The following is a 20,678-nucleotide window of genomic DNA, read 5'->3' as shown; positions in this document are numbered from 1 at the left end:
GGAGAATAAACGAGGATTACTTTCCCATGAGATAAGATGGAGCGCTGGGATGGGAAAATAACCGAGGGTTACTTTCCCATGAGATGAGATGGAACCCTGGAATGGGAAAATAAACGAGGGTTACTTTCCCATGAGATGAGATGGAACCCTGGAATGGGAAAATAACCGAGGATTACTTTCCCATGAGAATAGATGGAGCGCTGGAATGGGAGAATAAACGAGGATTACTTTCCCATGAGAATAGATGGAACTCTGGAACAGGAAAGTAAACAGTGATTATTTTCCCTTTTCAAGAGCTGGAGCACGGAATAGAGAAATTAACAGTGATTAACATTCTCCCACCAACTATAAAATAAAAATGCTGTGATAACTCAGGTATCTAGGGCTAGCCACGTCCGGATCCAGCGCCCAGCAACTATCAAACTTCACACTCCTCTAATTGATAAGTCAACATCAACTCAGAACTAAAGGAAGGCCGCTTAAGTACGGGCTAAAGCCCAACAGCGGTATCCCCCTAAAGGGGCATGTTTCCTTTTTAATTCTCAATAACTTTTTCAGCTAAGCTAAATTCTTTTATGCCCAATCATTGACTACCCTTACAAATCTGATATACTGTAATTAACACCTAATTGATAATGAATATCATTCTTATTTAGAGTTAGTTGCAGGTGATAATAATTATTAATTAATCTCAACATAAAACAAAGAGGGAATAGGAGAAACATGATCCATACATATTTGTGAATGGACTTGTTTTTTGAAGAGAAGGGCAGTCTATGAAAATACGGTACTTAATTATACTTTTATTTGTTTTCTCACTACTTTCCGTATTTGTCGGTGTCTCCAATGTGAGTCCACTCGATTTGTTTAGCTTAACGGAAACACAAAAGCAAGTTTTACTAGTTAGCAGAGTTCCTCGATTGATCAGTATTATTATTGCAGGGATGAGCATGAGTATCGTTGGTTTGATCATGCAGCAGTTAAGTAGAAACAGATTCGTTTCCCCGACAACTGCAGGTACCTTGGATTCAGCAAGACTCGGAATCCTCGTATCGATGATGGTCTTCACGACGGCAACACCTCTGCAAAAGATGCTTGTATCCTTTATCTTCGCTTTACTTGGCACCTTGCTCTTCATGCAGATCCTAGACAGGGTGAAATTCAAGGACGCGATATTCATACCATTAATTGGTTTAATGCTTGGTAATATTATAAGCTCGATATCAACTTTCTTTGCTTATCAGAATGATTTGATCCAAAACATGTCATCTTGGATGCAGGGTGACTTTTCCATGATTATGAGTGGGAATTATGAGCTGATGCTTGTCAGTGTGCCCCTTCTACTAATTGCATATTTCTATGCAAATAAATTTACGATTGCGGGCATGGGAGAGGATTTCTCGAGGAGTCTAGGGTTGAATTATCGCCAAATCGTCAATATCGGATTAATCATTAGTGCACTTGTGACAGCATCGGTTGTGTTGTCGGTGGGAGTCATTCCGTTTCTTGGCTTGATTATCCCGAATATAGTTGCCATTTACCAGGGAGATCATTTGAAAAACACATTAGTTCATACCGCATTGTTAGGGGCAGTGTTCGTCCTCTTCTGTGATGTGATCGGCAGGTTGATTATTTATCCATATGAAATTCCAATCAGCTTAACCGTTGGTGTGATAGGTAGTGGAATTTTCATCTACCTGCTGCTAAGGAGAAAGAAACATGGGTTATAAATCAAAAACAATCATTCTAGCCATCATCTCCGTATCACTCGCGTTATTATATGTATTTTATGATCTGACTGGAAATATTGATTACATCCTCCCGAGACGAATTATGAAAGTAGGAGCGATCATTCTGACTGGCGGAGCGATTGCATTTGCTACCGTCGTCTTTATGACTATTACGAACAACCGGATTCTAACACCAAGTGTACTTGGACTAGATTCCCTGTACATGCTCATACAAACCGTTATTATCTTTATCTTTGGTGCTAATTCCATCGTCATGATGAATAGTGGCCTAAATTATTTAATATCTATAAGTGCAATGATATTATTTTCTCTTGTGTTGTATCGCTTCCTATTTAGAGGCGAAGGTAATAATATTTACTTCCTTCTATTAGTCGGAATGATTCTCGGTACATTCTTTGGAAGTTTCACTGACTTTATGCAGGTCTTGATTGATCCGAATGAATTCGGAATTGCCCAGGACCGGATGTTTGCGAGTATCAATAATGTGGATCGCAACCTCGTCTATATTTCGATTCTCATCATCGCACTTGTGCTTTTATATTTTAAGAGATTTTACAAGTATTTGGATGTTCTCGCTTTAGGGAAGGACGATGCCATTAATTTAGGTGTACCGTTCGACTATGTTGTGAAACGGCTCCTCATCGTCGTAGCGATTCTCATCTCTGTCGCAACTGCATTAATTGGGCCGATTACATTCCTTGGCCTACTCGTCGTTAACGTAGCTTATGAATTGATGAAGACATATCGTCATTTTTACATTATATTAGGTTCTGTATTCATTAGTATTATCGCTTTACTTGGTGGGCAGTTCCTTGTGGAAAAAGTATTCACTTTCAGTACGACTGTAAGTGTCATCATTAACTTTATTGGTGGAGTTTACTTCATTTATCTTTTGTTAAAGGAGAATAAATCATGGTAGATTTGAAAAATGTTTTTAAATCGTTTGGTAGCAGGCAGATTATAGAAGATGTGTCCCTGAAGATTGAAAAGGGCACGATCACCTCTTTCATTGGCCCGAATGGTGCAGGTAAGAGTACGCTTATTTCAATGATTAGCCGCTTAATTGCAAAAGATGATGGTGACATTACCATTGACGGGAAAGATGTATTCAAAACGAAGAATAATGAATTAGCGAAGAAGATTTCGATTTTAAAACAGTCAAATACAATCAACTTGAAACTTACTGTTCGTGAACTTGTCTCCTTTGGCCGCTTCCCTTACTCACAAGGAAAGTTGAAAAAAGAGGACTGGGAGAAAGTCGATGAAGCAATTGCTTATTTAGAACTTGAAGAGATTCAAGATAAATTTTTAGACCAGCTCTCTGGAGGTCAGCGTCAACGTGCACATATCGCGATGACGGTTGCCCAAGATACCGAATATATCCTGCTTGACGAGCCACTGAACAACTTGGATATGCGTCACGCAAGCCAAATCATGAAAACCCTGCGTCGCTTAGTCGATGAGATGGGAAAAACAATTGTGATTGTCATTCATGATATCAACTTTGCTTCCTGTTATTCTGATCATATTGTTGCACTAAAAGACGGGAAGATTGTAAAGCAAGGCCGTGCCTGTGATGTCATTGACCGATGTGTCCTGAAAGAAATTTACGATATGGACATAGACATTCGAGAAATTGACAGCCAGCGAATTTGTTTTTATTACTAATAGTTATATTTGAACATGAAGCATGGGGTAGAAAAGGTGAAAAAAATCCCCCTGACACAATAGGCGGCAACCTAAAAATTCGTGTCAAGGGAACATGACTATCTTTATCTTATCGTATTTTACGGATGAGGTAAATGATTTTGCTTCAAATAAAATGATTACTCCTGTTCCGATTTCGAATCCATGAGAGAAAAGGGGGCAAGGATGTATAGTAATGATATATGTTTATAGAGAAACGGACATGTGGAGTCGAATGAAAAATAAATATTACCCTTATCACGTATTAACGGTCTGTAATACCCCCTTCCTCTAAACAAGAGGGAAAACCAAAATATCAAGGTGGGAATATACAGTCCGTAAATACCTGATTCTGTTTAACTAATATTCAGTGGGAGTAAGGAATTCCCCACGGAATGAAGTTTCACTTTATCTCCCTACTACTGCATGGAATGATATAGCTATAGTTAATAATTATATATAAGCTTTTTAAATAAGCTTAAAAATTGTACAAAAGGGAGTAACTACTTATGAGGAAATTTACGTATGCTTTAATGATTGGATTGATCCTTCTATTCCTAGCCGCTTGCGGTTCGGATGATGATAATAAAGGTGCTGAAACAAATACAGACACCGATACAGAAGAAATAGGAGGCGGAGGGGGAGAAGCCGCCGCTGGAACAGTTACAGTTGAGCATGAACTAGATACAACAGAAGTTCCTGTAAACCCAGAATCAGTTGTAGTATTTGACTTTGGTATCCTAGATACATTAGATAAACTTGGTGTAGAAAGTGTTACAGGTGTGGCAAAAGGTGGTACACTTCCAAGCTATTTGGATACTTTCGAATCAGATGAATATGAGAATATTGGTAGCCTGAAAGAGCCAGATTTTGAGAAGATCTCTGAGATTGATCCAGATTTAATCATTATTTCGGGTCGTCAAGCTTCCCTATATGATCAACTTGCTGAAATTGCACCAACCATTCACCTTGGTGTAGATGATGGAGATTACATGAATTCATTCAAAAATAACATGGAAACGGTAGGTCAGATTTTTGATAAAGAAGCAGAAGTAGAAGAGGAATTGACAGCAATTGATGACATTATTGCCGATTTGAACGAAAGAGCTGAAGCAAGTGACGAAAAAGCATTAATCATCTTAGCTAATGATGACAAAATCAGTGCCTATGGTCCAAGCTCTCGTTTCGGTATTATCCACGATGTATTCGGAGTTAAACCGATAGATGAAAACATTGAAGCATCGACTCACGGTATGAATGTTTCCTTTGAGTACGTTATGGAACAGAATCCGGATATTCTTTATGTCATTGACCGTGGAGCTGTTGTTGGTGGTTCCGAGTCAGAAAGTGCGAAACAACTTGTTGAAAACGAGCTAGTAGAAAATACGAACGCATATAAAAATGACAATATCCATTATTTGAACCCAGAGTTCTGGTACCTATCAGGCGGCGGACTTGTATCCGTATCTGAAATGGCTAAACAAATCGACGAAACAATCGAATAAACAAATATCCATTTCATTACAGATTTTCCTAGGTATTCAACCCATTACTTGAAAAACAACCTCTTCTATCGATGAGGAGGTTGCTTTTTTAATTGAAATCAGGTACCGATTTGTGGTTTACTAGAGAAAGACCAATTAGGAGGGAAATATTTTTATGAAGAAAAAAATGCTGCTCATCTTCACGCTTGTTCTAACACTTATGTTAGCAGCTTGTGGTAAAGATGACGCAGATAAAGCCGATGACCCAGCAGCTGAAAAAGAAAATGAAGCACAGCAACAGGAAGAAGTTGAAATCACCGAAGACGAGAAAGTTGACGCCGATACAGTCGTTGTGAGCATCAATGGCGACGAAGTTACTGGCGAGCAATACAATAATATATATAGACAACTAAAGACAATGTACCATATGTATGGGCAAGATGTCAGTGATCTTGATACGCTAAAAAATGAGACGATTGACATTATCACAGAACAGGAATTAATTCGCCAAGACGCTCTTGATAGTGGAATTGAAGTAACCGAAGAGGATACTCAAGAAGAAATTGACAGTATCATTGAGACAAATGGAGAGGAAGCAATTGATACACTGCTTAAGGAATATGATCTATCCGAAGAAGAATTCCGTACCCAGTTGACGAATGATTTAATTACAATTAAGTACATTGAAGAGGAATTTGAAGCTGAAGTAACGGACAAAGAAGTAGAAGAACAGTATAATCTGCTGAAAGAAGAAAGTGAAGAAGTCGGTGAACTGGAAGAAGTTGAAGATATGATCAGACAGTCACTTGCTGAGCAAAAGCAAAGTGAACTTCTTGAAAACCGAATTGCTGAACTGAAAGAAGAAGCAGAAATTGAAAAACATATCTAAAACAAAGGCGTAAGCGCCCGTTTAGCAACGTACAAACTGGAGCACTCCGGAATGAGATAAAGGAAACACAACGAACGGCAGTGAGTTGATGTTGACTTATCGATTGGAGGAGTGTGAAGTTTGATAGTTGCTGGGCGCTGGAGCCGGACGTGGCTAATACTAGCATCTTTAGTTATTTATCCACAGTATTTCTATTTTGTAATTCATATCTAAGAAAAAAGATGCAGCACTTGAATCATAAGAGTGCTGCATCTTTTATCACGTATTAACGGTCTGTAATACCCCCACTTCTAAACATGAGGGAAAACCAAAATGTTAAAGTGGGGGATATACAGTCCGTAAATACCTGATTCTGTTCAACTTACATTCAGTGGGGAGGGAAGGAATTCCCCACTGAATGAAGTTTCACTTTATTAAAAGTTTTCCAACCGATTTAATACATGAAAGAATGTCTTCATCTCTTCATCTGTCCCGATGGTAATACGGATGAAGTTCGCGATTTCCGGTTTGTTGAAGTAACGGACTAGTATAAGATTTTCTTTTAATTGTTCGTACAGCCGCGCCGCATCTTTCTCCGGATGGGTGACAAATAAAAAGTTCGTCTGGGAAGGTAGAACAGTGAATCCGCGCTTTTCCAATTCTTCTGTTACCCAGCTTCGGGTCGCAATAACCTTTTCCTTCTTCTCTGTAAAATATGCTTTGTCTTTTATTGCTGCAACCCCGCCGGCAATAGCTAAACGGTCGATTGTATAGGAGTTGAAGGAATCCTTGATACGCACGAGTCCTTCAATCAATTCGGGTGAGCCAAGGGCGAATCCTAAGCGCAGACCAGCAAGGGCACGGGATTTTGACATTGTTTGGATGACGAGTAAATTATCGTATTTCTTGAGCAATCCAACCGCCGATTCTTCGGCAAAATCGATATAAGCTTCATCCACAATTACGACGCGGTCTTGATTATGTCGCAAAATCTCTTCAATACCTGCCAAGTTAAGGTACAAACTCGTCGGTGCATTCGGATTCGGGAAAATCACACCGCCTTCTGAATCATAATAATCACTTGGCTTGATAGAAAAGTCGTCCTGTAAGGGAATTTCTTCAGCCGGAATATTAAATAACTTTGCATAGACCAGATAGAAGCTATAGGAAATATCCGGATAACGAATCGCTTGCCCAGGTTCAAAGAAGGCCATAAAGGAAAAAGCGAGTACTTCATCGGAACCATTTCCGATAAACACATTTTCCTTCCCTAAGTCGTAAAGGTTAGCAATTTCCTCCCTCAACGTATCAACAGTCGGGCTGGGGTAGAGTCGAAGTGATTGACCGACTTCCTTTTTAATCGCTTTAAGAACGAGTGGGGAGGGAGGATATGGATTCTCATTTGTATTCAATTTGATGATTTCCGGATTGTTCACTTGTTCGCCTGGAATATATGGGTTACTTCGTTTTACTGCATTACTCCAAAACTTACTCACGATTTTGTCCTTCCTTTTCTAAATGTCTTTCCATGAGTTCCGCTTTAATATCACTTAGTGCCACACCAGACTCTTCCATCACTACGAGCAGGTGATAGAGGAGGTCGGAAATCTCTGCCGTCAGTTCACGTTTATCCTCATTTTTCGCCGCGATAATGACTTCACTCGATTCCTCGCCGACTTTTTTCAGCATCTTATCGATCCCTTTATCAAATAAATACGTCGTGTAAGCACCTGGTACTGGATTGTTCCTGCGATCTTTAATCTTTGCAATCACTTGTGGGATGATATCGAAAATTGGTAATTCCGTCTCGGTCATTGTTTGATAAAAGCATGTATCTTCACCCGTATGACAAGCAGGTCCTAAAGGCTGTACCTGTACTAATAAGGCATCTTTGTCACAGTCATAGCTGATTTTCTGTACGAGTTGTTTGTTACCGGATGTTTCTCCTTTATTCCAAAGGGTTTCTCGGGATCTTGAATAAAACCATGTTTCTCCCGTCTCCAATGTTTTCTCAAGGGATTCCTTATTCATAAAGCCAAGGGTCAGTACTTTCCCGCTTGCTGCATCCTGTACAATGGCAGGAAGGAGTCCTTGATCGTCATAGGTTAAATCATCTGGTTGCACGCTCATTTTAGTTACCTCTCCTTACGTCTATATTTTCTTGTTCGAGATATGCTTTAAGTTCTGGGATATCAATTTCACCGTAATGGAAGACTGAAGCTGCAAGGGCACCAGTTGCTCTGCCATCGGTCAAAGCATCTTTAAAATGTTCGTATGTTCCCGCCCCGCCGCTAGCAACAACGGGAACAGCCACGGCTTCCGCAATTTTTTTCGTTAGCGCGAGATTATAACCTGTTTTTGCACCGTCGTCATCAATCGCATTGACAACAATCTCACCGGCTCCGAGGTTCGCTCCTTTGATGGCCCACTCGATCGCATCGATTCCAGTATCGCTTCGTCCTCCGCTGGAAAAAACGTTCCATTTTTCTGGAGAGACTTCTTTTGCATCAAGGGCAAAGACGATTTTCTCGCTGCCGAATGCTTCTGCTGCTTCCTGAATGAATGCTGGATTTCCAATGGCTCCACTATTGATCGATACTTTATCCGCTCCAGCTTGTAAAACTTTTTCAATATCCTGGACGGTGCGTATACCACCACCTACTGTAAACGGAATATCAATGACGGCGGCGATGTTTTCAACGATATCAAGGAAAATATTTCTCTTCTCAACGGAGGCTGTAATATCATATAAAACAAGCTCATCTGCTAAGGACTTGTTATAGCGCTTAGCAAGTTCTACGGGCTCGGCGACTTCTTGAATGTTTTGAAATTGTTGTCCCTTGACGACTCGGCCGTTCTTCACATCGAGGCAGGGAATGATTTTTTTAGTCGACATATTCTTTACCAACCGGATCGACTAAGCGAGTAAAATCAAGAGTGCCGTCATATAGAGCTTTGCCGATTATCGCTCCGTACATTTCTTTCTCCGCCAATTTACGTACATCTGCTTCCGCCGTCACCCCGCCGGAAGCAATGACATCAATGGTAGTTGCCTCATTGATTGCCTCAAGCTCCTCGAAATTCGGTCCTTGCAGCATTCCGTCTTTTAAAATATCCGTATAAACGATCGTCTTCACACCGGTTGCCTCAAGCTCCTTCACGAGGTCGAGTGCTTTTACCGTACTTTCCTTTGTCCAGCCATCTGTTGCAACAAAACCATTGCGGGCATCGATAGAGACAGCAATTTTCTCACCGAACTGCTCAATCGCCTCTTGTAAAAACACTTTGTTTTGAATGGCGGCTGTGCCGATGATGACACGACTCACACCATTTTCTAAATAATCTTCAATGACTTCGATGGAACGAACGCCACCACCGACTTGAATGGGAATGGAAACAGTTCGGGCGATTTCAGCAATCAGTTCCTTGTTAACAGACCTTCCAGTTTTCGCACCGTCGAGATCGACGATATGGATGAATGCTGCCCCTTTTTGCTCCCAGTCAGCTGCTACCTCGACTGGTTGTTCACTGTAAATATTCTCTTTATTATAATCACCTTGCGTAAGGCGGACACATTTGCCGCCAAGAATATCAATAGCTGGGAATAAAATCATGAATAATCTCCTCTCCTCTATAAGACACCTTTGGTTGATGGAATTCCTTCAATACGTGCATTTTTCAATGTTGCTTGATCTAGAGCACGGCCGAATCCTTTAAAAATTGCTTCAATAATATGGTGGCTGTTCCGTCCATACGCCAGATTGATATGTAGCGTAATTCCAGAATTACTTGCAAAGGCCTGGAAAAACTCTTCCACCAGCTCAGTATCAAAATTACCGACTTTGTCCTTTAAACCTTCTACATTATAGACGAGATAGGAACGGTTACTAATATCGAGGGCAACAGTTGCTAATGCCTCATCCATTGGCGATGTTACGTGCGCATATCGCGTGATTCCTTCTTTCGTTCCGAGTGCTTCCCGGAATGCTTGGCCAAGCGCGATACCGATATCTTCTACAGTATGGTGCTGGTCTACTTCCAAGTCTCCATCACATTTTACTTTTAAGTCAAATAATCCATGCTTCGTCATCGCGGTTAACATATGGTCAAAAAAGCCGATACCGCTAACGATTTCGCTATTCCCTTTTCCGTCGATATTCAATTTGAGGTTGATTTTTGTTTCTGATGTATCTCTTGATATTTCAAATGTGCGCATCATAATTCGTCCTTTCTCACTTGGATGGAATTGGCATGGGCTGTTAATCCTTCTACTGTTGCTAATGTCTTAATCGACTCACTTGCAGCAACGAACGCCTCTTGTGGATAGCTGATGATTGTTGAGCGTGTAACAAAATCATAGACACCGAGTCCGGAGGCGAAGCGGGCTGTTCCACTTGTTGGTAACGTATGGTTCGGTCCGGCGAAATAATCTCCGAGCGGTTCGGGGGAATAGTTTCCTAAGAAAATTGCTCCGGCATGCTTAATTTTTGGCAAGAGTTCTATAGGGTGCTCAACCATCAATTCTAAATGCTCTGGGGCGATTTTATTGGATACATTTGCCGCTTCAGTCAAATCTTTCGCAATGATTATTTTTCCGTTCGTTTCAATTGATGCTTGGATAATCTCTTTCCGTTCTAATTTTTCCGTTTGCTCGGCAACTTGCTTTTGAATAGCCACTGCCTGTTCTTTGCTTGTCGTAACACAAATGGCACTTGCAGATTCATCGTGTTCTGCTTGAGATAACAAGTCAGCCGCGACATAACGGGGATTCGCTTCTGCATCCGCAATAACGCAAATTTCACTTGGTCCGGCGATCATGTCGATGCCGACGGTGCCGTATACCCATTTTTTCGCCCGGGCGACATATGCATTTCCTGGTCCGACGATTTTATCGACTCGTTTTATAGTTTCTGTACCGTAAGCGAGCGCTGCAATAGCCTGGGCACCGCCAACTTTATAAATCCTTTCCACCCCAATGAGTTTCGCAGCAAGAAGGACGTACGGATTCACTTTTCCGTCTTTGTCCGGCGGCGTCGTAATTGTAATCTCTTCCACTCCGGCGATTTGCGCTGGAATAATCGTCATTAATACCGTCGATGGGTAGGCGGCTTTCCCACCAGGGATGTAAGCACCAACACGTTCAATTGGGGTTACTTTCTGACCGAGTAGAATCCCTTTATCCTGTGAAATCATCCATGACTTTTCGTTTTGCTCTGAGTGGTAATTGCGGATATTTTCTGCGGCTTCTTTTAAAGCAGTGACAAGCTCTGGCGCTGCAATTTTTTCAGCCTCGGAAAATTCTTCTTCGGGTACGAGGAGGTCATCAAGCGTTGCTCCGTCAAATTGCTCCGTATACGCATATAAAGCAGCATCTTTTTTCTCTCGAACCGTGCGAATAATTTCGAGCACCGTTTCATCGAGAGCCGCTTCATTTGTGTCAATCTCTGTTCGGTCGTTCCACTTTTTAGCAAACTCTTCTGCAGTGATTATTTTCATGGTGTTCTCTCCAATGCATTGTTTAGTTGATCGATAAAGCTTCTTACTTCCGTCGCTTTTGTCGCGAAGCTAGCTTTATTTACAATTAAGCGGGTACTAATATCATCAATGTCTTCCAGTACCGTGAGTCCATTTTCCTTTAACGTGTTGCCGGTTTCGACGATATCGACAATAACATCAGCTAGACCAATAAGCGGAGCCAGCTCAACGGAACCATTTAATTTCACTGTTTCAATTTCCTGTCCCTTCCGGCTGAAATGCTTCTCGGCAACATTGGGATATTTCGTTGCTACGGTGAGTGGCCGGTTCGCGTCTATCGAATAATTGGGGAAGCCCGCAACAGAAAATTTACATTTTCCGATACCAAGATCAAGCAGTTCATACACTTCTGCTCGCGATTCTAAGATATTGTCTTTACCGACAATCCCGATGTCAGCTGCACCTCTTTCCACATAGGTCGGCACATCGACCGCTTTTACAAAGATTAATTTAATTGACTCGTCGACATTGTAGAATACGAGTTTCCGACTCTTTTCATGGAAATCAATGAACTGCATGTCAGCCGCTTCTAGTGTTTCGATTGTATGTTTTGCTGGCCTCCCCTTTGCAAGGGCAATGGTGAGTTTTTCCATATTAGACACCTCCTGTTGCTAGTTCTGCAAGGTTAAGCAATTCCTCATTTGTTTCCACTTGCTGCTCATTTCCATTTACAATAACTCTCCCATTTGATTGAAAGAGGATTCCAGCCTGTTGTGCATTCTTGGCAAATGGCTTTGTAATGACAGCATAGCCTTGTTCCCTGAGTAGTTTTGCCGCCGAAAATGCATTTCGTCTTTCTTCTGGAACATAGTAAATTTGTAATGGCGGGTTGTTATCGTCTTTGATTAGTTGATGCTGCTTAAGTGCTTCAAGGACGACATCGACCTTATAGGCAAACCCGATCGCCGGCATCGCTTTACCGAATTGTTCCGCAAGCTGATCATAACGCCCGCCCATTAGGACTGGTTTTCCAATGTTTTCAACGAATCCTTGGAAAATAACGCCGGTATAATAATGCATATTATTGATTAACCCGAGATTTAGTGTCAAATGCTCTAACAGGTCATAATCGGTAAGGACCTCTATTACATCTTTTAAATTATTTAAAACTTCTTGCATGCGTTCGTTTTTAATAATCGCTTTCGTTTCCTCCAGAACTGCTTGCGGATTTCCATAAAGTAGGGGAATCGCGTAGAGTGCTTCTTGTAATTCATCACGAATCTGGAGCTGCTTTAAAAATGGTTCCATTTCCGCCAAGTTTTTTGACTGGATTAATTCCTGCAATTGCTGTAATTCATTTTCCGCAAGGTTTGCCTGATCCACCAATTCCTTGAAGAATCCTGCATGCCCGACTTCCAGTTTAAAATTGTCAAAACCGATTTCCTTTAATGTATGGACGGCTAAGGCGATGACTTCCGCATCCGCTTCTGGTCGCTTGTTACCGAACAACTCGACGCCAGCTTGTGTGCTCTCTTTATTCGTTCCATTACTATTCTGTTCCCCGTATACATTGAAAATATAAAATAGCCGCTGTTCACTCCCATTAATCTCTCGGTCTAAGGCAGTCAATCGAGTAATTGGTATTGTGCCGTCAGGGCGGAGAACGAGCACTTTCCCGCTGCGGTCAATCACCTTAATCATTTCATCCTTATTCACTGTCTTCTGAATGGAGGCATACGTATCATAGTCTTCAAAAGCAGGTGTATGCACTTGTTCATAACCGTACGTGGCGAACCTTGTTCTTAATTTACGGATGAGCTGGCTTTTGATTTTATAACTCTGGACCGCTTGGTTGCTTAATTTCTCCTTATTTTGTCGCATGCAAATCTCCTTCCCTCTGAAACATTATTATTTATTGTATCAATTTAATGCTTTACCACTTCATCTAATTAAAGTTATATAGTATTATAATAATTATGAAGAAGAAAGTCAATTCATTCTTTCGTAAATTATTATAAAGTGAAACTCATTCAGTGGGGTATTACAGACCGTTAATACGTGATAAAATAATAGATTAACAGAAGGACAAGAATAAAGGAGCGAGGATTCGTGTTTGATTATCACATGCATAGTACATTCTCCGCAGATTGTGACACACCAATGGAGAAAACAATTGAAAAAGCTATTGACTTAGGACTTCAAGAAATTTGTTTCACCGATCATATCGATTATGATTATCCAGATAAAGATTGGATTTTCGAATTTGACTTAAAAGAGTATGATAGGAAGATTAAAGAGCTTCAGGAGAAATACGAAGGAAGGATGCGGGTTAAAAAAGGAGTGGAAATTGGACTCCAACCGCATGTTCTTCATCAATATGAAAGCATGATGAAAGAAGAAGTGTTTGATTTCGTCATTGCTTCGGTGCATGCGACAGAAAGGAAAGATTTACACTCTGGAGCGTTTTTCGAAGGGAAGACAGTGGACGAGGCATATGAGATTTACTACCAGGAGCTGATTGACTGTATAAAGGAATATAAGCAATTTAGTATTCTCGGGCACCTGGACCTGGTGAAACGCTATACGACGGAGAAAAGTAAGCGTAATTTCCATGAAATTATCCGGGAAATCTTTGCGGAAATTATTCCGGCAGGGAAAGGAATTGAGATTAATACATCCGGTACAAGATACGGGCTTGATAGCGGTATGCCGAGCCTTGATATATTAAAGCTGTATAAAGAATGTGGCGGGGAAATCATTACTTTAGGTTCCGACTCCCACGTGCCGGATACGTTGGCTTTTGCATTTCCGGAAGCACTTCTGAATTTGAAAGAGGCCGGATTTGAATATGTTGCAACGTATACGGCTGGCAGGCCTGAATTTCATCGGATTGATCAAATAATTTAATGATTTTTGTGGCAAGATTTATCACAATATCTTACACTATAGAAGCGAGTAAAATTTGATAAAGTGAAACTTCATTCAGTGGAGTATCCTTACCACCCCCGCTGAATGGTAGTTGAACAGAATCAGGTATTTACGGACTGTTAATCCCCCTTTACATTTTGGGTTTCCCTCACGTTTAGATAAGGGGATATTACAGACCGTTAATGCGTGATTAACGTAAAAGGAATTTGTGATAAAAGGATGAGAGGCATTGACGATGAAGGATTCGATTTATGATAAATTAATTCGTATAACAGCAAAAGAAAATGTATTAAAAGATGAGCCATTAAAGGAACATCTGTATACAAAACTTGGTGGGAAAACCGATTATTATGTGACGCCGGAGAACTATGGTGAAGTGCAGGAGATTGTGCGCCTTGCGAATAAAGAAGATGTCGATTTCACCTTACTTGGCAATGGGTCGAACCTGATTGTCCGGGATGGTGGCATCCGTGGGATCGTCATGAACTTGCAGAAACTTTCTTCGATTAAACGAGAAGGTGACGCGGTTATTGCGGAAAGTGGTGCAAGAATTATTGATACTTCTAGGTATGCATTACAAGAAAGGCTGTCTGGACTTGAATTTGCTTGCGGTATCCCTGGTTCTGTCGGTGGTGCGTTGTATATGAACGCAGGTGCTTATGGCGGGGAAGTGAAGGACGTCCTTAGAAGTGCCCTCGTCTGCACGAAAGACGGGGAACTGAAGACATTGCAAGCGGACGAACTGGATCTAAATTATCGTACAAGTAACATTCCGGATAACGGCTATATCGTTCTTGAGGCGACTTTTGATTTAAAGGAAGGCGCTTATGAGGAGATAAAAGCTGTAATGGATGATTTGACGGAGAAGCGGGAATCGAAGCAACCCCTCGAATATCCATCTTGCGGGAGTGTTTTCAAGCGTCCGCCCGGTTATTTCGCTGGAAAGCTTATTCAGGACAGCAATCTCCAAGGCGTCCAGATTGGCGGCGCACAGGTTTCCACAAAGCATGCCGGTTTCATCGTGAATGTCGATGATGCAACAGCAAACGAGTATATTAAGCTGATCGAACATGTGCAAGCGACAGTATATGAGAAATTCGGAGTAGCCCTTGAAAGGGAAGTCCGGATTATAGGAGAAGAAAAACAGTAACATAACGATAAAAAACCACCGGATGCCGTATTATTGCTGGCATCTGGTGGTTTTGTGTTCGCAGTCAAGTTAGCTGCGGAATCTGCTTAAAAAGCTTTGTAATCGTTCATTTTGTGAATGCTCAATTACTTCTTTTGCTGATCCTTGCTCTGCAATGACACCTTCATCAAGGAAGAGTACTTTATCCGCGATATCTAATGCAAAGTCCATCTCATGCGTCACGAGCACCATCGCCATATCCTCATGCTGGGCAAGGTCGCGGATCACTTCCAGCACCTCGCCGACAAGCTCGGGGTCAAGGGCTGAAGTGACCTCGTCAAAGAGCATAATCTTCGGACGCATGACAACAGCCCTTGCCATCGCGACACGCTGCTTTTGACCACCAGAGAGCTGGCTTGGGTAATTATCAATTTTGTCCCCAAGACCTACACGCTCAAGCATTTCAATTGCACGCTTTCGTACTTCTTCTTTGTTTTCTTTCTTTACATGAATCGGAGCCGTCATACAGTTTTCCAGAATTGTCATATGCGGAAATAGATTAAAATGCTGGAAAACCATGCCAATGTCACCACGTACTTTACGTAAATGGTGCTCATTAGCGCGTACCATATCCCCGTTCTTTTCCATTTTCCATAAATTTTCCCCGCTAACGATAATATCTCCTGAGGTTGGTTCTTCGAGTGTCATCAATAAGCGGATGATCGTTGTTTTACCGGAACCACTCGGTCCGATTACTGCAACTTTTTCCGCTGGATTGATATCTAAATTAATACCTTTTAATACTTCAACATCGCCAAATGATTTACAAACATCCCGATATTGTACAATAGGTGCAGTCATTTTCTCATCACTTCTCCTCTATGAACTTTTGGCTAATGCATTTTTATCGAATCTTGTGTTCATCCTATCTTCCAGCTTCCGAATCAGTATGGAGGAAGGATAGCTTAGAAGCAGGAATATAATACCTACAATTGTAAGTGGCTCTAGATAAGCCCAATTCCTCGCTCCGTATGTGTTCGCTAACAATAAGATTTCAGCGACACTAATTGTTGAAACAAGTGGTACCTCTTTAAATAAAATAATAAAGTAGTTTCCAAGCATCGGTACTGTTGGCGGAATCGCCTGTGGTAAAATGACTTTTCTCCATTTATCGAGGGTGCTAAGGTTAAGTGCCTGAGCTGCTTCCCATTGCCCTTTTTCAACACTTTCAATTCCTGAGCGATAGATTTCGGAAATATAGGTGCTGTAGTGAAGTCCTAGACCAAGAATAGCACTTTGCACTGGGCTTAATGTTGTACCGACTACAGGCATGACCGGCCATGCATAATAAATGAAGAATAACTGTACAAGTGGCGGGGTTGTACGGATAAATTCCATGACCCACGATACAATCCAGTTAAATGGTCGATTCGGTATTCTTCTTAAGAATGTCCAAACGAATCCAAAGACGAGCGCAAATATGAAACAGGAAATGGTTAGGAAAATTGTCAAGCCTAAACCATCTAAAATGAAAGGGAGTGCTTCAAAAAATCTATCCCAACTCCAATAGGTTGTGTTCATGAACTAGCTACCCCTTTCTTTGCAATACCTTCTCCTTTCCTTGTCAACCAAATTAATGGTAAAGCAAGGAGGAAGTAGAGCACGAGTACGAATGTATAAACAAGCGGGGTAATCGATGCATTCGTACTTCGGATAATATCTCCATAATAGAGGATATCCCGTAAACCAATCAAGGAAACGAGCGAAGTACTTTTCAACATGAGTATCGTATAATTACCAAACTCAGGGAGCATCATGCGAACTGCTTGCGGAAAAATAATAAGTCGCATACGTTGGAAACTTGTCATGTTAAGGGCAATAGCCGCTTCTGTTTGTCCCTTATCTACTGCAACGATGGACGAGCGAACCACTTCTGAAAGATATGCACCATAGTTCAGTCCGATTGCAATGACCCCGATCCACCAGTTGGTACCGAGTGGTATATTAAATAGCATCGGAATTGCATAGTAAAGCCAAAACAATTGAACAATAAGTGAGGTTCCACGGAAGATTTCCACGTAAAACCCGGTCGCTTTACGAATGAATACGTTATTTGATAGTTTAGAGAGTCCGGCAACAAAGGCCATTATATAGGCTAATAGGGACGCAGCAATTAGAACTGTAATAGTTACACCAAGACCCCGTGCAATTTGAGGAAAAACCTCGATTACTGCATTAATGATAATCACTCCTTATTTATCTTGTAATAGATTGTTGTACGCTTCCATATTCACGCGAAAAAATAAAGGTCCAGCCCTGGATAGGAACCGGACCTTATGAAGTTACTGCATTATTCGTTCTTGAAGTGAACGGATACGTTTACTCTTCACCATTACACACTTGCTCTGTCGTCACTTCTCCATCTGCTACAAAGTTTGTTTCACCATTAAATCCATTCGCTTCAAGTAGCTCTGCAACGGTTCCATCTTCTTTTAATTCTGCTAATACCTCATTGTAAGCATCACGTAATTCTTCATTATCTAGACTGAAGGCAGCAGCGCCGTAACTTGGCACACCTTCAATATCGGGTTGTTCAAATGACTCTACAAACTCAAGATCATCGGAATCAAACGATTCAAGCGCCATTCTTACCGTCATTTCGGTGCCGGTTGTTGCATCCGCTCTACCAGCTTGAACGGCCGAGAAAGTAGATGGGATGTCTGAAGCAGTCGTGATTTGATCTTCACTAACACCTTCATCCAGTAAGAAACCAATCTCTGTTGCGCCTTCCATGACCACGACAGTTAAATCTGGATTATCCGCTATATCTTTGTAACTATGAATATCATTCGGGTTTCCTGCTGGTACAACTAAGCCTTCCCCGTATTGCATTTCCGGTTCGGCGAATAGTGCGTTCTCACAGCGTGCAGGTTGTATTGCCATGCCGGCTGTTACAACATCAAATTGTCCAGCTTGAACACCTGGAATCAATTGACTGAAATCAGCTAACTGTGAATCCATATTTTCAATACCAAGCTCTTCGAATACTGCTTGTGCAATATCTACGGCAGCCCCTTTTAATTCACCATTATCTTCATAAGCATATGGTGCTTCGTTAGCGAAGCCGACTGTTACGGTACCGCTTTCTTTTAATGCCTCTAATTTACCTGCACCGTCACCATTTCCATTATCAGAACCACATGCTGCAAGTAAAACTAATAAGCCCGCTAAAACTAAAACCCCTAATCGTTTCACGTTGCTATTGACCTCCTAAGAATTTTGATACTTCTATTCCCTTTTGTTCATAATAAAAACATCGGGTAAAAAAGCACTCTATATTTTAATGTTGTTACAATGGTACCGATAAACATGTTTTCTCTCAAACATGATAAAATGAGAAAAAAATCGGTTAGCCTTCAAATTTCGGAATAATCCATACCTCATTTGGATATACAAAAACATCCTTCCATATCATCTCATTTACGCAGGTTTCCCCGAGATTTACTTTTAAGAGAATAAAAATAATATGGACAGAGAAGCTAAGAGTCATTAAGATTGAAATAAGAAAAAAGATAAAGTGAAACTTCATTCGGTGGGGGTTTCCTTATCTCCCCCGGCTGAATGTTAGTTGAACAGAATCAGGGATTTACGGACTGTATATCCCCCACCTTCACATCTTGAGCTTAACCCATTTTTAGAGATGGGGATATTACAGACCGTTAGTGCGTGATAAATTGGACTTTCATTTAATGTGCATTTTTTAATCCACTGAAGTTTGTTGAGTTGAACCAATCGGGCTGTTACTAGCCAGTTACACCGTAGTTAATAGATAGAATGGGAGTGTCCTTTCATGGAAATTATCCTTTGGATCGTCATCGTCTTATTATTTATCGGTAGCTTCATCGGGATTGTATTTCCGATTATTCCATCCGTACTACTTATCTGGTTAGGTTTCATAATTTTTCACTTTGGTATTGACAGTGGCGAACTGAATACGTTATTTTGGCTTGCAATGATTGTGATAACGATTCTGCTAATCAGTTCCGATATCATTGCCAACAGTTACTTTGTGAAACGGTTCGGGGGCAGTAAAGCAGGGGAACGCGCGGCTGCCGTTGCTGTTATTATCGGTTCCTTTATTACACCGCCCTTTGGAATTATTTATGTCCCATTTCTTGTTGTGTTCATCGTAGAAATGTTGATGAAGCGCACGGTAAATGAGGCATTCCGGGCTTCGATTGGATCGTTGATCGGATTTTTGGGTGGATCGTTCGCAAAAGTGATTTTACAGTTCGTAATGATTGTCTGGTTTTTTATTCTCATTATTTTTTAGCGTGTGTTAAAATAATTGATAGTTGAAATTAAAGGAGTAATGCTTTATGGAATATCCTGCAAGAGTTATTACGATCGCGGGTTCTGCAGCAGGCGGGAGTGCGGGAATCCAAGCAGATTTGAAAACATTCCAAGAACTTGATGTTTATGGAATGAGTGTTGTTACAGCTATCGTTGGGAAACACCCGGAAACAGGGAAAAACGTCCATCCGCAGACGATAGAAGCAATCGAAGCACAATTTGATACTGCGATGCGCCAGGTTGGGACGGATGCCTTAAAAACGGGGATGTTATTCTCTAAAGAAGTAATTGATGTGGTCGCAGGGTTAATTGAACAATCGGATATTAAATCGGTTGTTATTGATCCAGTTATGGTCGGGAAACTTGATTCGAAGCTTTTGAAAGATGATGCAATTGAGGCGTTGAAAAAGCGGCTTATCCCACTTGCAACCATTATTACACCGAACATTCCAGAAGCGCGATTTCTGCTGGGTGAGCGAGAGATAACAAATGTGGAAGCATTGAAACAAGCAGCGATTGACTTATATGAGCTTGGTTCTAAGTATGTGCTCGTGAAAGGTGGCCGGCTGGATGGGCCTGCTGTCGATGTATTATATGACGGGAAGACACTTACTTTATTTGAAGCGCCGCGTATTGACACAGTTAATACGAGCGGAGCGGGTTGCTCTTACTCTGCGGCAATTACAGCTTACCTTGCGAAGGGCGAAACCGTGGAAGATGCAGTGGAGCATGCGAAGAAATTTGTAACAACAGCAATCAATCATGGGTTCACGTATACCGAAATGGTTGGGCCGACCTATCATGCTGCCCAGCGGAAATACGGCGATGCGTTCGATATTAAAGTAGAGAAGGTTCAGTAGGGGGGATAGCTTGACTTTACCCCCTACTTTCTATATATTAGAAAAGAGAAAATATGTGGAAACGTTGATGCGGAATAGTACAATTTGCTGTCTTTTTCAGAGAGGAAATGGTCGGTGCGAATTTCCGGGAGACAGAAGTTAGAA

Annotated in this window: 21 protein-coding genes and 1 other annotated feature (1 of these 22 only partly in view); of the genes, 9 read left to right on the top strand and 12 right to left on the bottom strand. The window is 41.3% G+C overall.

The features are described from left to right. Window positions 1-776 precede the first annotated feature (776 nt). The 5 genes from WKU33_RS09150 to WKU33_RS09130 all read left to right on the top strand — a co-directional run bounded on the left by WKU33_RS09150 (window position 777) and on the right by WKU33_RS09130 (window position 5,810). Complete coding sequence (locus tag WKU33_RS09150) at window positions 777-1,730, top strand: ABC transporter permease (protein ID WP_336252368.1); 954 nt, start codon at window positions 777-779, stop codon at window positions 1,728-1,730. Beyond that, window positions 1,720-2,670, top strand: coding sequence for an iron chelate uptake ABC transporter family permease subunit (locus tag WKU33_RS09145; RefSeq protein ID WP_156856046.1), 951 nt, complete (start codon window positions 1,720-1,722; stop codon window positions 2,668-2,670). The genes WKU33_RS09150 and WKU33_RS09145 overlap by 11 nt, the downstream gene beginning before the upstream one ends. Continuing rightward, window positions 2,664-3,419, top strand: a complete 756-nt coding sequence (locus WKU33_RS09140; RefSeq protein WP_156856045.1) for an iron ABC transporter ATP-binding protein — start codon at window positions 2,664-2,666, stop codon at window positions 3,417-3,419. The genes WKU33_RS09145 and WKU33_RS09140 overlap by 7 nt, the downstream gene beginning before the upstream one ends. A gap of 527 nt (window positions 3,420-3,946) precedes the next feature. Continuing rightward, the gene (locus tag WKU33_RS09135) at window positions 3,947-4,942 is read left to right on the top strand and encodes a siderophore ABC transporter substrate-binding protein (protein WP_188857156.1); all 996 of its coding nucleotides are present in this window, start codon (window positions 3,947-3,949) and stop codon (window positions 4,940-4,942) included. 154 nt (window positions 4,943-5,096) lie between these two features. Next, a complete protein-coding gene (locus WKU33_RS09130) occupies window positions 5,097-5,810 on the top strand; it encodes a SurA N-terminal domain-containing protein (RefSeq protein WP_156856043.1) in 714 nt (237 codons plus the stop codon). Between the two features lie 413 nt (window positions 5,811-6,223). Here the strand turns inward: WKU33_RS09130 and hisC are convergent, their stop codons facing one another. The 8 genes from hisC to hisZ are packed head-to-tail and all read right to left on the bottom strand — an operon-like array spanning window position 6,224 to window position 13,145. Further along, on the bottom strand, window positions 6,224-7,285 hold the full coding sequence (hisC, locus tag WKU33_RS09125; RefSeq protein WP_336252369.1) for a histidinol-phosphate transaminase: 1,062 nt from the start codon (window positions 7,283-7,285) through the stop codon (window positions 6,224-6,226). Next, window positions 7,278-7,919: a bifunctional phosphoribosyl-AMP cyclohydrolase/phosphoribosyl-ATP diphosphatase HisIE gene (gene hisIE / locus WKU33_RS09120; RefSeq protein WP_188857154.1), complete on the bottom strand. Its 642-nt coding sequence runs from the start codon at window positions 7,917-7,919 to the stop codon at window positions 7,278-7,280. The genes hisC and hisIE overlap by 8 nt, the downstream gene beginning before the upstream one ends. A gap of 1 nt (window position 7,920) precedes the next feature. Further along, window positions 7,921-8,685, bottom strand: coding sequence for an imidazole glycerol phosphate synthase subunit HisF (gene hisF, locus WKU33_RS09115; RefSeq protein WP_336252370.1), 765 nt, complete (start codon window positions 8,683-8,685; stop codon window positions 7,921-7,923). Next, a complete protein-coding gene (gene hisA / locus WKU33_RS09110) occupies window positions 8,675-9,403 on the bottom strand; it encodes a 1-(5-phosphoribosyl)-5-[(5-phosphoribosylamino)methylideneamino]imidazole-4-carboxamide isomerase (protein WP_336252371.1) in 729 nt (242 codons plus the stop codon). Before hisA ends, hisF begins: the two co-directional genes overlap by 11 nt. A 17-nt stretch (window positions 9,404-9,420) precedes the next feature. Further along, window positions 9,421-10,005 carry an imidazoleglycerol-phosphate dehydratase HisB gene (gene hisB, locus WKU33_RS09105; protein ID WP_188857151.1) on the bottom strand — a complete coding sequence of 195 codons (585 nt, stop codon included), beginning with the start codon at window positions 10,003-10,005 and terminating at the stop codon, window positions 9,421-9,423. Further along, window positions 10,005-11,285, bottom strand: coding sequence for a histidinol dehydrogenase (gene hisD / locus WKU33_RS09100; protein WP_188857150.1), 1,281 nt, complete (start codon window positions 11,283-11,285; stop codon window positions 10,005-10,007). Before hisD ends, hisB begins: the two co-directional genes overlap by 1 nt. After that, a complete protein-coding gene (hisG, locus tag WKU33_RS09095; protein WP_336252372.1) occupies window positions 11,282-11,917 on the bottom strand; it encodes an ATP phosphoribosyltransferase in 636 nt (211 codons plus the stop codon). Before hisG ends, hisD begins: the two co-directional genes overlap by 4 nt. Before the next feature lies 1 nt (window position 11,918). Continuing rightward, window positions 11,919-13,145 carry an ATP phosphoribosyltransferase regulatory subunit gene (gene hisZ / locus WKU33_RS09090; RefSeq protein ID WP_188857148.1) on the bottom strand — a complete coding sequence of 409 codons (1,227 nt, stop codon included), beginning with the start codon at window positions 13,143-13,145 and terminating at the stop codon, window positions 11,919-11,921. Between the two features lie 228 nt (window positions 13,146-13,373). Here hisZ and WKU33_RS09085 point away from each other — a divergent pair, with 228 nt between their 5' ends. After that, the gene (locus WKU33_RS09085) at window positions 13,374-14,171 is read left to right on the top strand and encodes a histidinol-phosphatase HisJ family protein (RefSeq protein WP_336252373.1); all 798 of its coding nucleotides are present in this window, start codon (window positions 13,374-13,376) and stop codon (window positions 14,169-14,171) included. A gap of 256 nt (window positions 14,172-14,427) precedes the next feature. Beyond that, on the top strand, window positions 14,428-15,342 hold the full coding sequence (gene murB, locus WKU33_RS09080) for a UDP-N-acetylmuramate dehydrogenase (RefSeq protein ID WP_340454198.1): 915 nt from the start codon (window positions 14,428-14,430) through the stop codon (window positions 15,340-15,342). Between the two features lie 69 nt (window positions 15,343-15,411). Here murB and ehuA read toward each other — a convergent pair whose 3' ends face one another. The 4 genes from ehuA to ehuB form a co-directional block, all read right to left on the bottom strand. Continuing rightward, on the bottom strand, window positions 15,412-16,182 hold the full coding sequence (gene ehuA / locus WKU33_RS09075; protein ID WP_156856033.1) for an ectoine/hydroxyectoine ABC transporter ATP-binding protein EhuA: 771 nt from the start codon (window positions 16,180-16,182) through the stop codon (window positions 15,412-15,414). An 18-nt stretch (window positions 16,183-16,200) separates the two neighbouring features. Beyond that, window positions 16,201-16,902: an ectoine/hydroxyectoine ABC transporter permease subunit EhuD gene (gene ehuD, locus WKU33_RS09070; protein ID WP_156856032.1), complete on the bottom strand. Its 702-nt coding sequence runs from the start codon at window positions 16,900-16,902 to the stop codon at window positions 16,201-16,203. Then, complete coding sequence (locus WKU33_RS09065; protein WP_340454231.1) at window positions 16,899-17,561, bottom strand: amino acid ABC transporter permease; 663 nt, start codon at window positions 17,559-17,561, stop codon at window positions 16,899-16,901. The genes ehuD and WKU33_RS09065 overlap by 4 nt, the downstream gene beginning before the upstream one ends. Before the next feature lie 139 nt (window positions 17,562-17,700). After that, complete coding sequence (ehuB, locus tag WKU33_RS09060; protein WP_340454197.1) at window positions 17,701-18,576, bottom strand: ectoine/hydroxyectoine ABC transporter substrate-binding protein EhuB; 876 nt, start codon at window positions 18,574-18,576, stop codon at window positions 17,701-17,703. A 595-nt stretch (window positions 18,577-19,171) separates the two neighbouring features. Between ehuB and WKU33_RS09055 the strand changes: the two genes are divergently transcribed. Both WKU33_RS09055 and thiD read left to right on the top strand, forming a co-directional pair. Further along, window positions 19,172-19,654 (top strand): DUF456 domain-containing protein, encoded by a 483-nt coding sequence (locus WKU33_RS09055; protein WP_156856030.1) that lies wholly within the window; start codon window positions 19,172-19,174, stop codon window positions 19,652-19,654. A gap of 46 nt (window positions 19,655-19,700) precedes the next feature. Continuing rightward, window positions 19,701-20,534: a bifunctional hydroxymethylpyrimidine kinase/phosphomethylpyrimidine kinase gene (gene thiD / locus WKU33_RS09050; RefSeq protein ID WP_188857143.1), complete on the top strand. Its 834-nt coding sequence runs from the start codon at window positions 19,701-19,703 to the stop codon at window positions 20,532-20,534. A gap of 55 nt (window positions 20,535-20,589) precedes the next feature. Then, window positions 20,590-20,678: a binding site (T-box leader), on the top strand; it runs 138 nt beyond the window's last position.

It is taken from the genome of Oceanobacillus sp. HCA-5259 (assembly GCF_037892815.1).
GTDB lineage: Bacteria > Bacillota > Bacilli > Bacillales > Amphibacillaceae > Oceanobacillus > Oceanobacillus indicireducens.
This window is presented reverse-complemented; position numbering and strand designations above follow the sequence as displayed.

What these genes read in the sequence shown, in the direction of transcription:
- WKU33_RS09150 (WP_336252368.1), top strand. Translation starts at nt 777, where the DNA reads ATGAAAATACGGTACTTAATTATACTTTTATTTGTTTTCTCACTACTT.
- WKU33_RS09145 (WP_156856046.1), top strand. Translation starts at nt 1,720, where the DNA reads ATGGGTTATAAATCAAAAACAATCATTCTAGCCATCATCTCCGTATCA.
- WKU33_RS09140 (WP_156856045.1), top strand. Translation starts at nt 2,664, where the DNA reads ATGGTAGATTTGAAAAATGTTTTTAAATCGTTTGGTAGCAGGCAGATT.
- WKU33_RS09135 (WP_188857156.1), top strand. Translation starts at nt 3,947, where the DNA reads ATGAGGAAATTTACGTATGCTTTAATGATTGGATTGATCCTTCTATTC.
- WKU33_RS09130 (WP_156856043.1), top strand. Translation starts at nt 5,097, where the DNA reads ATGAAGAAAAAAATGCTGCTCATCTTCACGCTTGTTCTAACACTTATG.
- hisIE (WP_188857154.1), bottom strand. Translation starts at nt 7,919, where the DNA reads ATGAGCGTGCAACCAGATGATTTAACCTATGACGATCAAGGACTCCTT.
- hisF (WP_336252370.1), bottom strand. Translation starts at nt 8,685, where the DNA reads ATGTCGACTAAAAAAATCATTCCCTGCCTCGATGTGAAGAACGGCCGA.
- hisA (WP_336252371.1), bottom strand. Translation starts at nt 9,403, where the DNA reads ATGATTTTATTCCCAGCTATTGATATTCTTGGCGGCAAATGTGTCCGC.
- hisB (WP_188857151.1), bottom strand. Translation starts at nt 10,005, where the DNA reads ATGCGCACATTTGAAATATCAAGAGATACATCAGAAACAAAAATCAAC.
- hisD (WP_188857150.1), bottom strand. Translation starts at nt 11,285, where the DNA reads ATGAAAATAATCACTGCAGAAGAGTTTGCTAAAAAGTGGAACGACCGA.
- hisG (WP_336252372.1), bottom strand. Translation starts at nt 11,917, where the DNA reads ATGGAAAAACTCACCATTGCCCTTGCAAAGGGGAGGCCAGCAAAACAT.
- hisZ (WP_188857148.1), bottom strand. Translation starts at nt 13,145, where the DNA reads ATGCGACAAAATAAGGAGAAATTAAGCAACCAAGCGGTCCAGAGTTAT.
- murB (WP_340454198.1), top strand. Translation starts at nt 14,428, where the DNA reads ATGAAGGATTCGATTTATGATAAATTAATTCGTATAACAGCAAAAGAA.
- ehuA (WP_156856033.1), bottom strand. Translation starts at nt 16,182, where the DNA reads ATGACTGCACCTATTGTACAATATCGGGATGTTTGTAAATCATTTGGC.
- ehuD (WP_156856032.1), bottom strand. Translation starts at nt 16,902, where the DNA reads ATGAACACAACCTATTGGAGTTGGGATAGATTTTTTGAAGCACTCCCT.
- WKU33_RS09055 (WP_156856030.1), top strand. Translation starts at nt 19,172, where the DNA reads ATGGAAATTATCCTTTGGATCGTCATCGTCTTATTATTTATCGGTAGC.
- thiD (WP_188857143.1), top strand. Translation starts at nt 19,701, where the DNA reads ATGGAATATCCTGCAAGAGTTATTACGATCGCGGGTTCTGCAGCAGGC.